At 69.2% G+C, this 10,919-nt stretch carries 8 protein-coding genes; all 8 read right to left on the bottom strand.

All coding sequences use genetic code 11. From position 1 onward, the window contains the following. Positions 1–355: 355 nt before the first annotated feature. The 8 genes from ACZ3TS_RS04365 to ACZ3TS_RS04330 all read right to left on the bottom strand — a co-directional run bounded on the left by ACZ3TS_RS04365 (position 356) and on the right by ACZ3TS_RS04330 (position 10,858). Positions 356–1,000, bottom strand: coding sequence for a LutC/YkgG family protein (locus tag ACZ3TS_RS04365; protein ID WP_467613554.1), 645 nt, complete (start codon positions 998–1,000; stop codon positions 356–358). Next, a complete protein-coding gene (locus ACZ3TS_RS04360; RefSeq protein ID WP_366023800.1) occupies positions 997–2,436 on the bottom strand; it encodes a lactate utilization protein B in 1,440 nt (479 codons plus the stop codon). Before ACZ3TS_RS04360 ends, ACZ3TS_RS04365 begins: the two co-directional genes overlap by 4 nt. After that, positions 2,433–3,197: a (Fe-S)-binding protein gene (locus ACZ3TS_RS04355; RefSeq protein WP_366023799.1), complete on the bottom strand. Its 765-nt coding sequence runs from the start codon at positions 3,195–3,197 to the stop codon at positions 2,433–2,435. The genes ACZ3TS_RS04360 and ACZ3TS_RS04355 overlap by 4 nt, the downstream gene beginning before the upstream one ends. After that, on the bottom strand, positions 3,194–4,108 hold the full coding sequence (locus ACZ3TS_RS04350) for a carbohydrate ABC transporter permease (RefSeq protein ID WP_366023798.1): 915 nt from the start codon (positions 4,106–4,108) through the stop codon (positions 3,194–3,196). The genes ACZ3TS_RS04355 and ACZ3TS_RS04350 overlap by 4 nt, the downstream gene beginning before the upstream one ends. Then, positions 4,105–5,037, bottom strand: coding sequence for a carbohydrate ABC transporter permease (locus tag ACZ3TS_RS04345; RefSeq protein ID WP_366023797.1), 933 nt, complete (start codon positions 5,035–5,037; stop codon positions 4,105–4,107). Before ACZ3TS_RS04345 ends, ACZ3TS_RS04350 begins: the two co-directional genes overlap by 4 nt. Continuing rightward, positions 5,034–6,422 (bottom strand): ABC transporter substrate-binding protein, encoded by a 1,389-nt coding sequence (locus tag ACZ3TS_RS04340; protein ID WP_467613553.1) that lies wholly within the window; start codon positions 6,420–6,422, stop codon positions 5,034–5,036. The genes ACZ3TS_RS04345 and ACZ3TS_RS04340 overlap by 4 nt, the downstream gene beginning before the upstream one ends. Positions 6,423–6,516: 94 nt before the next feature. Continuing rightward, on the bottom strand, positions 6,517–7,614 hold the full coding sequence (locus ACZ3TS_RS04335; RefSeq protein ID WP_467613552.1) for an enolase C-terminal domain-like protein: 1,098 nt from the start codon (positions 7,612–7,614) through the stop codon (positions 6,517–6,519). A 49-nt stretch (positions 7,615–7,663) separates the two neighbouring features. Further along, positions 7,664–10,858, bottom strand: a complete 3,195-nt coding sequence (locus ACZ3TS_RS04330) for a discoidin domain-containing protein (protein WP_467613551.1) — start codon at positions 10,856–10,858, stop codon at positions 7,664–7,666. Between the last annotated feature and the right edge of the window lie 61 nt (positions 10,859–10,919).

Here is a 10,919-nt window from a genome sequence, read left to right as displayed (position 1 = left end):
TATGTGCGGCAGACTGGCCGGGGAATCCGTAGCCGACGGGCCGCCGCGGGCGGCGGGCGCCGACGGTGGAGTGTCGGCACCGTCGCCCGGAGCGTTGCATCAGGGCGCCATAGGGTCCGTTGTTGTGACCGGTGGCCGTCGGCCGGGCCGCAGGTTCGAGTCCTGGGCGGAGGACGCGGAACATGGGAACGGGAAAGTCGCCTGTCGAAGAAGGGCCGTCGGCGGCGGTGGTGGGGGCGGTCGGTGGGAGCTGTACCGGCGGTACGGCGAGCTCGGGCGGCGGCCAGGCGATGGGCTGGGAGGGCAAGGCTGCTCCAGGTGTCGTCGGGTGAGGGGTGCGCGGCGCCGGTGCGGCTCAGGGGTGGACGAGGACGACGTCGAGGATTCGGGGGCCGTGGACGCCTTCGACGCGTTCGAGTTCGATGTCGCTGGTGGCGGAAGGACCGGAGATCCAGGTGAGCGGGCGGTTCGGTGACAGCCGCGCCACGGCTCGCGGAACCGAGGCGACGACCTGTTCCGGAGCGCGCACCACGCAGAGGTGGTGGTCGGGGATCAGGCTCAGCGCACGCCGGCCCTGCCCCGGCCCGCCGTCCAGCACGATCGTGCCCGTCTCGGCGATGGCCAGCGCACACCCCGTCACCACGCTGTCCGCCGCGTCCCAGGCGCGCGGGCTCAGCGGCGGGGTGTCGGTGAGCCGTTCGACCACGGCCTCGGACAGCCACTCCTCGGGCAGCCCCTCGGGGACGACGACCGTACGAGCACCCCGCCGGGCCAGCACCGCGGCCACCGTCCCGGGCAGACCGGCGGGGTCGCACCGGTGCACGGCCGCGCGGTACTCGGTGAGATGGTCCTGAAGCAGGTCCAGCAGCTCACCGGGGTCGTCCGCGGCGTGTGCGGCCCGGTAGTCGCGGGCGACGGGGACGTCCTCGGGCCCCTCCTGGCGGGGGACGTCGCTCAGGGCCGTGCGGATACGGCCGAGCACCACGTCCCGGCTGCTCATGGGCGCTCCTCGGTCGTTCGGTTGGCGCGCCACCAGTCGCGGAAGGGCGCGGCCGGGATACGGGGCAGATCGCGGGACTCGCTCCAGGCACCGCTGCCGGGTCCGGGCAGGCGGCGGGGGTGCAGCCGTCGGGTACGGGAGGCGGTGCGCTCGGCCGCGGCGAGAACCGCCGGACGGTCGAGGACCCAGCCGGCCGCGCGGACGGCGCCCTTCTCCAGCCGGTGGCCCGCACCGCCCTGCTCGGCCACCCGTTCGCGGAGGTGGACGAGGACTTCGGGGATGTCGATGGCAACCGGGCAGACCTCGTAGCAGGCGCCGCACAGGGAGGAGGCGTAGGGCAGGGAGGCGTCCAGTTCGGTACCGATCCCACGGAGTTGGGGGGTGAGGATGGCTCCGATGGGGCCGGGGTAGGGCGAGCCGTAGGCGTGGCCGCCGGCGCGTTCGTAGACGGGACAGACGTTGAGGCATGCGGAGCAGCGGATGCAGCGCAGCGCCTGGCGGCCGACTTCGTCGGCGAGGGTGGCGGTGCGGCCGTTGTCGAGCAGGACCAGGTGGAATTCCCGGGGCCCGTCGCCTTCGGTGGTGCCGGACCACATCGAGGTGTACGGGTTCATCCGCTCGGCGGTGGAGGAGCGGGGCAGGGTCTGGAGGAAGACCTCCAGGTCCCGCCAGGTGGGTACGACTTTCTCGATCCCCACCACGGAAATCAGCGTCTCGGGCAGGGTCAGGCACATCCGGCCGTTGCCCTCCGACTCCACGACGACCATCGTGCCGGTTTCGGCGACCATGAAGTTCCCGCCGGAAATGGCCACCTTGGCGCGCAGGAACTTCTCGCGCAGGTGCAGGCGGGCGGCCTCGGCCAGTTCCGCGGGATCGTCGGTGAGTCCCTCGGGCGCCGGGCGTCCCCACTGGCTCATGGTCGCGCGGAAGATGTCCCGGATCTCGCCCCGGTTTTTGTGGATTGCCGGGACCAGGATGTGGGAGGGCCGGTCGTCGCCCAACTGCACGATCAGTTCGGCGAGGTCGGTCTCGTAGGCGGTGATGCCTTCGGCAGCCAGGGCTTCGTTGAGGCCGATCTCCTGGGTGGCCATGGACTTGACCTTGACGACCTCGGTCTCCCCGGTGGCCTTGATCAGGTCGGCGACGATCCGGTTGGCCTCGCCGGCATCGGCCGCCCAGTGCACCACACCGCCGGCTCGGGTGACCGCCGCCTCCAACTGCTCGAGGTAGTGGTCGAGATGCCGCAGCGTCCGGTCCTTGATCGCGGCTCCGGCGGCGCGCAGCCGTGCCCAGTCGTCCAGCTCGGCTACGGCCTGCGCGCGCTTGGCGCGGATGGTGCCGGTGGCCCGGGTCAGGTTCGCCCGCAGACGGGTGTCCTGGGTGGCGGCGGCGGCCGCGCGGGGGAAGGCGGGCATCCCCAGGTACGTACCGGTCATCGCAAGGGTTCCGTCCGGGTGGAGGCAAGGATTTCGGCGAGGTGCAGCGGGCGCAGGTCACTGCCCCGGCGGCGCAGCATCCCGTCCAGGTGCATGAGGCAGGAGTTGTCGGCGCCGCACAGCACGCGGGCGCCGGTGGCCTCGGCGTTGCGGATCTTGTCGGCGCCCATGGCCGCCGAGACGTGGGGGTTCTTCACCGCGAAGGTGCCCCCGAACCCACAGCACTCGTCCGCGCCGGGCAGTTCCACCAGTTCCAGGCCCTCGACCGCCTCCAGCAGCCGCCGGGGACGGTCGCCGAGTCCCAGCACCCGCAATCCATGACAGGACGGGTGGTAGGTGACGGTGTGGGGAAAGTACGCGCCGACGTCGGTCACGCCCAGTACGTCGACCAGGAACTCGCTGAACTCGTGGACCCGGCCGGCCAGCGAACGGGCCTGGTCGGCAAGGTCGTCGGCCCGCCCCTCGGCCGCGGCGCGCGAGCCGAGCCGGGGATAGTTGTCGCGTACCATGGCCACGCAGGAGCCCGACGGGGCCACCACGTGGTCGTATCCGTCGAACGCCTTCGCCATGCGGCGCAGCAGCGGCTCGGTCTCCCGGCGGTAGCCGGTGTTGTACTGCGGCTGGCCGCAGCACGTCTGCTCGAAGGGGAAGTCCACCTCGACGCCGAGCCGTTCGAGGACGGTGACCGTGGCGATCGCCGTGGCGGGGTGGACGGCGTCGTTGACGCAGGTGGGGAAGAGGGCGACGCGGAGGGAACTCATTCCTTGGTCGCTCCGGCGAGCATCCCGGACACCAGTGTGCGCTGCGAGAACAGGAAGAGCACCAGAACGGGCAGGATGGCGACGATGATCGCCAGGGCCAGTTCCGGGATGGTGATGTTCAGACCGGCACCGGCAACGGGGTTGAAGGACGGCGTGGAGGTCAGCAGCTGGTACAGGCCCACCTGGACGGGGAACTGCTCGCTTTTCGGCAGGACGAGGTACGGCAGGAAGAAGTTGTTCCAGTTGCCCACGAAGCTGAAGAAGGCGACCAGCCCGACCACCGGCTTCGCCAGCGGCAGCGCGATGCGCGAGAAGAGCTGCCATTCCGTACAGCCGTCGATCCGCGCGGCCGACAGCAGGTCCTTGGGCAGGCTGCTCCCGAAGTAGATGTACACGAGGTACACGCCGAACGGGTAGAAGGAGAAGGGCAGGATCACCGACCAGATGGTGCCGATCAGGTGGAAGCGGTTGAGTTCCAGGAAGACCGGAAGCACCAGGGTGGCCTGCGGCATGATCATCGTGACCAGGGTGATCATGAGGAGCGTCTTGCGTCCGCGGAACTTCGTCAGGGCCAGTGCGTACCCGGCGGGCACGCTGACGGCCAGCGTCAGGATGAGCGAACCACCGGAGTAGATGGCCGAGTTGCGCAGCCAGGTGACCATGGCGCCGTCCTGGAAGGCGAACAGGTGCCGCCAGGCGGCACCGATCTGCCGGAACGAGCCGAAGGAGAACGGGTTGTCCTGCACCACTTGGCCCGCGGTCTTCGACGGCGCGAGCAGCAGCCAGATCACCGGCAAAACGAAGAACACCAGCAACAGGGCCAGCAGGAGGCCCACTACCAGGAAGGAGGCGGCCCGGGAAGGGGCGAAGCGCCGGCCCGCCGCCGCCGAGGGGACAGTGGTCTGTGTCATTTCTCGTCCAACTTGAACAGGTTCGATCGGGCCACCAGCAGTCCGGCCGCCAGGAGCCCCAGCGCCAGCAGGAAGACGGAGATGGCGGCGGCGCCGTTGAAGTCGCCCTGCTGGAAGGCGTAGACGTAGGCGAGCTGGTTGGGTGACCACGTGGGGCTCACCCGGCCGAGGCTGGCGGTCTGGAGCAACTGGGGCTCGACGAACAGCTGGGTGCCGGTGGCGAACGCCATGATCGTCATGTAGACGATCCACTGCCGGATCATCGGGATCTGGATGTGCCAGGCGGTGCGCCAGGGCCCCGCGCCGTCCATCCGGGCGGCTTCCAGCACCTCGTCGGGGATGTTGTTCAGCGCCCCGTACATCACGACCATCCAGCCGCCGGCGCCGGTCCAGAAGGCGATCAGCATGAGGACCAGCGGCAGGTTGCCGGGCGAGAGCACGGCCGCGAAGGTCTGCAGTCCCATGCTCTTGAGCATCCAGGACACCGGGCTGACGTCGGGGTCCAGCATGAACAGCCAGACCAGGACGCTGGCGACTCCGGCGAGGGCACCGGGAATGTAGTACAGGAAGCGGAAGAGCGCCGAAGTGCCCGGCCGCACCCGGCTGCGCAGGACCACCGCGACGAGGACCACCAGGACGACGAGTGTGACCAGCCACATGACCAGGTAGATCAGCATGTTCGTGAAGGCCGGCACGAAGCGGTAGTCCTGGGCGACCTTCAGGAACTGGTTGAGTCCGGTGAACTGGCCCCGGTCGTTGGTGAGCGCCAGGTAGAACGAGTAGCCGGTGGGGAAGACGCCGAACGCGAGCAGCAGCACCGCGTAGCCGGCGACGAAGAAGTAGCCCGCGAGACCGCGGCCCCTCCGCCGCGGCATGATGCCGCGGCGGAGGGGGGAGACGGCGACGCGCTCGGTCTCCAGCAAGGTCATTGGTTGACCACCTGGTATCCGTGGGCCTTCGCCTCGTTGCTGATCTCCTGCTGCCACGCCGGCAGGGTCGAGGTCAGGGTCTTGCCGGCGGTCAGGGCCGGCAGCACGACGCTGGACCAGGCGGTGGCGTCCGGGAACTTGGTGTTCGACCAGCCGGTCCACACCTCGTTGGCGGCCTCCTGGAAGGGCTTGCTCACGTCGTTGGCGAAGTAGTCGCTGTTGGCCGGGTTGGCCAGCCACGCCTCCGCGGCCTTGGTGTAGGCCGGGTAGGTCGGCGCGGAGGCCTGGTTCTGGGCGGAGGTGGTCAGCCAGGTGGCCAGGTCCGTGGACGCCTTGAGGTTGGCGCTGTGCGAGGACACCATCCACACGCCGCCGCCGACGTTGCCGGTGGCGGCCGTGGTCTCACCCTTCCAGGTCAGCGGGGACGCCGCGGCGATCTGCTTGGCCGGGGCGTTGAAGGCGGCCTTGAAGAGGTACTGGCCGTACCACGACGGGCCGTACGCCATCAGGACCTTGCTGCCGCTCTCCTTGGCGAAGCCCTGGCTGAAGAAGCCCTTGGTGGTGACGGCCTTGGCGGAGATCAGCCCGTCCAGCAGCTTCGCCATCCGGGTGCAGTTCGGGTCCTGCAGGGCGCTGCGCAGAGTGTCCGGCTTCGTCAGGCTGAACGCCGGGCACCGGCCGGACCAGAAGTACGACTCGTGGGAGTTGGTGTCGCCGACGGAGCCGACGAGGTAGCCGGGGTGGTCCTTGGCGACCTGCTTGCCCAGGGCTTCGTAGTCCTCCCAGGTGGTGGGGACCTTGTAGCCCCACTTGTCCATGAGGTTCTTGTTGTACCAGAGCACGACCTGAGCGATGTCGTTGCGCAGGCAGTAGGTGTGGCCGTTGAACTGGCAGGGCGCGAGGGAGCCCTTGGCGAAGCCGTCCAGCGTGCTCTGCGGTACGAGCTTGTCGTCCAGGGGCGCGGCGAACGGCTGTGCGCCGGGCTTGGTGGGCTCCGACGCCCAGGTCACGTCGGTGGGTGAACCGAACACCACGTCCGGCCAGCCGCTGCCGGTCCGGTCGAAGAGCTGCACCTTCGTCTGGAGATACGTGGAGCCGTCGGCACCGCCGTCGTACGTGACGATCTTCATCTTCACGTTCGGGTGCGACTTCTGGTACGCCTGCACCGACGGCAGGCGGGTCGAGTCGGCCCACACCGTGATCTGCGAGCCGTCCTGCTGCGTGACCGGCTTGAACGCCGGCTGCGCGGACGAGGACGACTGGGCGGTGGTGTCGGCGCTGGCGCAGCCGGCCAGGACAGCCGCTGTGGCCAGGGAGAGCGCGGCCGCCGTGGTGCGCAGCACTGCGCGGCGCCGGCCGATTCTCGGAGATCCGGAAGACCTCATCGTCTTGCCTTTCTTGTTCCTTGCGTGGGACAGGTAACGCGCCTGATGGGGGGCGCCGCTGCGGTGGCGGTCCGGGCGGACGGCCACCACACGGTCAGCGCGGCTGCTCGACGAACGGCAGGAGCTCCTTGCCGTAGCCGAAGTCGAGCGGGAGGGCTATGCCAGGCCCCGTGGGGGCGTGCACCAGGCCCTGGTCGTCCACATGGCGCTCGCGGACGACCTTCGCCGCGGTCACCAGGGACTCGTAGTAGGTGGTGTTGGAGATCGCCATGCACAGGTGGTGGTTCGGGATGTCCGAACCGTGCACCTCGGCCCGCAGCCGGTAGGCGTCGGCGAGGTGTGCGGTGCGCATGGCGCCGGTGATGCCGCCGCGGAGGGTGGTGCCGGCCCGCACCCCGAAGGTGGCGGCACCGGCCCGGATGAAGTCCGCGGAGTTCATGTGCGCTCCGTCGGAGGTCTCGGCCACCAGCAGCGGTATGTCCACGGCCGCTGCCAGCCTCTGGTACGCGGAGATGCTGAACTCGCGCATCGGCTCCTCGTACCAGAGGTAGTCGGCCTCCGAGAGCGCCCGGCCCAGGCGGATCGCGTCGGGCAGGTCGAAGCCGGCCGAGCCGTCGTACATGAGGGGGATCGACGGACCGACGTGGTCGCGCAACGCCAGGCACAGCTCGGCGTCACGCCGGGCGTCGCCCCAGGCGTGCAGCTTGATACCGCGGTAGCCCAGTTCCAAGCACTGGTCCGCCACGTCGAGGAACTCCGCGATGCTGGAGAACGTCGAGGTGGAGGCGTAGGCGGGGATCGTCTCCCGGAAGCCGCCCAGCAGGCGCCAGACAGGCTGGCCGTGGTACCGGCCGGCCAGGTCCCACAGGGCGGTGTCGATCAGGCCCAGGGCGGGGAGCGGGAGCTCGTGAATACGGTCCAGCTCCCACACCCGGTGCCACAGCCATTCCCGCTGGAACGGGTCGGCTCCGACCAGTTCCTCGCGGAAGACCCGCTCCACCAGGTCCCGCAGGGTGGCGAAGGCTCCGGGCCGGGCGAACAGCGCCACCCCCTCGGCTCCCTCGTCGGTGCCGATCCGCAGCACCGCGCCGTCGCCCACCGGAGCGCTTCCGCTCAGTCCGTCCCTCCAGCGGAAGGGCGGGCTGGCCGCCGGAACTTCGATCCGGTGTACTTCGACATGGGTGATCTTCATCCTGATGTCATTTCTCTGTGAGCGGGCCGGCTCCGGGGGCGCGTACGGGTCAGAAGTCGCCGTATGCCTGGAGCTCGTAGATGCTGCCGCCGTTCCAGCTGGATCCAGTGACGGTCAGCCGCAGGTAGCGGGCGGTGACGGGCGCGTCGGCGAACGAGTAGTTGGTCGCCGAAGCGGTGTTCTCGGAGGTGTGGTCCTCGAACGTGGACCACGTGACGCCGTCGGCGGAGTACTCGAGCAGGTACTTGTAGCCGCTGGGCTTCTCGAAGGTGGTCACCACGCTGGAGACCGACGTGTCCTGGCCCAGGTCCACCTGGAGCCACGACGGGTCGGGCAGCCCCAGGCCCTGGGCCCAGCGGGTGGACAGGTCGCCGTCCACCGCCTTCTGAGGCGTGTTGTCCTCCGAGTACGAGGAAGCGGTGACCGCCTTGTTCTGCGCCAGGTCGTGGTCGGCCGGCATGGTGATGACGGCCGCCGGGCTGGGGTCGGAGGTGTTCAGCGCGGCGTCGCGGGCGACGACCGTGAAGGAATACTGCTTTTCCGGAGTCAGGCCGGAGACCCGCAGGGTCGTGGCATCGGTGACGGCGATCCGCTTGCCGTCCTGGTAGACGGCGTAGGTGGTCACGCCGGTGTCATCGGTCGCGGCGGGCCAGGTGAGGTCCGCCAGGCTGGGCAGCAGCGGCTTGACGTTGGGCTGTCCGGGGGCCGCGGGAGGCGTGTGGTCGGAACTGGGCGCCCTGGGCGTGCCGTAGACCTGGAAGTCGTAGATGCTGCCGCCGTTGCCGCTGGAGCCGGTGACCGTCAGCCGCACGAAGCGGCCGGCGACCGGATCGGCGGTGTGGGAGTAGTCGGTCATCGCCGTGGTGTTCGCGGAGGTGTGGTCCGCCAGCGTCTGCCAGTGGACCTCGTCCGGGGACACCTCGATGCGGTACTTGTAGCCGCTGCTCTTCTCGAAGGTGGTGATCGCGCCGTTCACGTCGTACTGGGCACCGAGGTCCACCTGGATCCAGGACGGGTCGGGCAGACCGAGGCCCTGGGCCCAGCGGGTGGACAGGTCGCCGTCCACCGCCTTCTCGGGGGTGTTGTCCTCGGAGTACGAGGAGTAGGTGACCGGCTTCTTCAGCGCCAGGTCGGAGCCGGAGGGCATGGTGACCTCCAGTGCCTGGCTCGGCTGGGACTCGTTGCCGGCCGCGTCACGGGCGGTGATCTGGAAGCTGTACGTCTTCCCGCCGGTCAGGCCGGACAGGCGCACCGAGGTCTTTCCGGAGGCGCTGACAAGCGTGCCGTCGCGGTAGACGGAGTAGCCCGTGACGCCCGTGTCGTCGGTGGACGCGGGCCAGTTGAGGTCCGCGATGGTCGGGAAGTCGGTGACCGCGGTCGGGGTGCCGGGCGCGGTGGGCGCCTGGCGGTCGGTGACGTCCGGGCCCGGGTCGAGGTGACGGTAGCTCGGTTGGAGGCCGGCGTTGTTCACGATCGAGGCCGGGAGCTGGTCGCAGGAGCCGACGGTGGTGTTGCCGCTCACGTTGTTGCCCGTGCTGTTGGCCTGGGTGGTGAACGCGGGCTGGGTGGTGAAGTTGCCGGTGGCGGTGATGTCCATGCCGTGGTTCATCAGCAGCCACTGGTACGCCACGTCGCAGAAGGCGTTGCCGGTGTTCTGCCAGTAGCGGCTGCCCTCGTCGTGGTAGACGGCACCGTAGGCCGGCGCCGGAACGCCGTGGATGTAGTTGCCGGAGACCACGCCGCCGGGGTTGGTGCTGAGGGTGTAGATGGCGCCGCCGTCCGCCTGCGACTTCATGATGTCGGAGATGTCGTTGTCGGTGACCTTGTTGTCCCGGCTGGTGGTGTCGGTGTTCCAGATCGGTACGCCGGAGTTGCCGGGGTAGTTGGTGTCGCCGCCCTTGTCGGTCAGACCCCAGCCCCAGCCGACGGAGATGCCGCTGTAGGGCAGGTCGTAGACCTTGTTGTGGGTGATCACCGTGTGGTCGGTGTAGCCGGCCAGGATGCCCAGCGAGCCGTTGTACTGGTCGGCGACCTTGGTGACCACGTTGTTGTCGACCGTGGTGTCCTTGGTGATGTCACGCGGGTCATCGGGGTGGGCGTCGATCACGTCGGTGCCGCCGATCTGGATGCCGGTGGCGGCGATCTGGCGGAAGACGTTGCCCGTGATGTCGGTGCCCTGGGTGCCGGTGTTCAGATTGAGACCGACCGCGCCGAGGTGGGTGAAGGTGTTGTCCTGGAAATTGACGCCGTGGCCGTAGCTCACATTGACCGCGCCTGGCGTCTTCTGCCACTTCAGACGGGTCGAGTCGAAGTCGGGGTTGTTGTCACCGACCATCCGGAAGCCCGCCTGACCCTCGATGAGGCCGTCGGACGAACTGGGGGCGAGCCAGGTGGAGTACGAGAAGGTGATGCCCTGGAAGGACACGTCGGTCACCGGGTCGGTCCTGGTGCCGTTCAGGTCGACCAGGTCCTGCACGCGCGGCACCGTGACGGTCGCGGTGGACAGGTCCTGACCGTCCTTGGGCATGTAGTAGATCTCGCCCGCGCCCTTGTCCAGGTACCACTCGCCGGGAGTGTCCAGCAACTCGCGGGCGTTCTCCAGCCAGGTCGGATTGGTGATCTCCTGACCCTGCTGGAGGTTGGCGTTGTGCCAGCAGGGCTGCTGCATCGTCATCGTGTTGCCGGAGATCGACTGTACGGGGCAGCGCATGAGCTTCCAGCCCCAACTGCTGACGACCTCCAGGTCCGAGGGACGCTTGTAGTTGCTGAGACTGCTGTCGGTGAAGGTGTAGCCGGTGGACGTCTTGCTGAAGCCGGCCGGGTTCTTCCCGCCCCGCGCCCGGGTCTCCAACTCGCCGTTCACATAGAGCTGGCGGGTGTCGAGGTCGCCGACCTCGGCCTTGTAGACCTTCCCCGACGAGTCGGCCGGGGTCCAGCCGGTGACCTGCGTGCCGCCACTGATCACCGGCTGCGCGCCGGGCGCGGCCTCGTAGACGACCCGGTGCCCGGCACTGCCCGAGTCCTGGGCGGTGAGGGTGAAGGTCCGGCTCAGCCGGTAGGTACCCGACATCAGCAGCACGCGGACGTCGCCGGAGACCTTCGTCTTGACGTCACGCACGTAGTCCCGTGCGTGTTCCAGCGTCTTGAACGGATGCTTGGCGGTACCGGAGCCGGCGTCGCGGCCGGTAGGCGAGACGTAGACGTCCAGGCCCGACGCGTTCGAAGGGGACGCCTGGGCCGGCACGGCGGCCAGGGGCGCCGTTGTCGCAGCGAGGGCCAGTGCGGCAACGAAAACTCTTCGGAGC

It is taken from the genome of Streptomyces sp. NPDC022910, from assembly GCF_055561075.1.
Note: the sequence above shows the minus strand (reverse complement) of the source record. Positions and strands in the feature narration are given on the sequence as shown.

Excerpts from the sequence above, each read along its gene's own strand:
- ACZ3TS_RS04360 (WP_366023800.1), bottom strand. The coding sequence starts at position 2,436 with ATGACCGGTACGTACCTGGGGATGCCCGCCTTCCCCCGCGCGGCCGCC.
- ACZ3TS_RS04355 (WP_366023799.1), bottom strand. The coding sequence starts at position 3,197 with ATGAGTTCCCTCCGCGTCGCCCTCTTCCCCACCTGCGTCAACGACGCC.
- ACZ3TS_RS04350 (WP_366023798.1), bottom strand. The coding sequence starts at position 4,108 with ATGACACAGACCACTGTCCCCTCGGCGGCGGCGGGCCGGCGCTTCGCC.
- ACZ3TS_RS04365 (WP_467613554.1), bottom strand. The coding sequence starts at position 1,000 with ATGAGCAGCCGGGACGTGGTGCTCGGCCGTATCCGCACGGCCCTGAGC.
- ACZ3TS_RS04340 (WP_467613553.1), bottom strand. The coding sequence starts at position 6,422 with ATGAGGTCTTCCGGATCTCCGAGAATCGGCCGGCGCCGCGCAGTGCTG.
- ACZ3TS_RS04345 (WP_366023797.1), bottom strand. The coding sequence starts at position 5,037 with ATGACCTTGCTGGAGACCGAGCGCGTCGCCGTCTCCCCCCTCCGCCGC.
- ACZ3TS_RS04335 (WP_467613552.1), bottom strand. The coding sequence starts at position 7,614 with ATGAAGATCACCCATGTCGAAGTACACCGGATCGAAGTTCCGGCGGCC.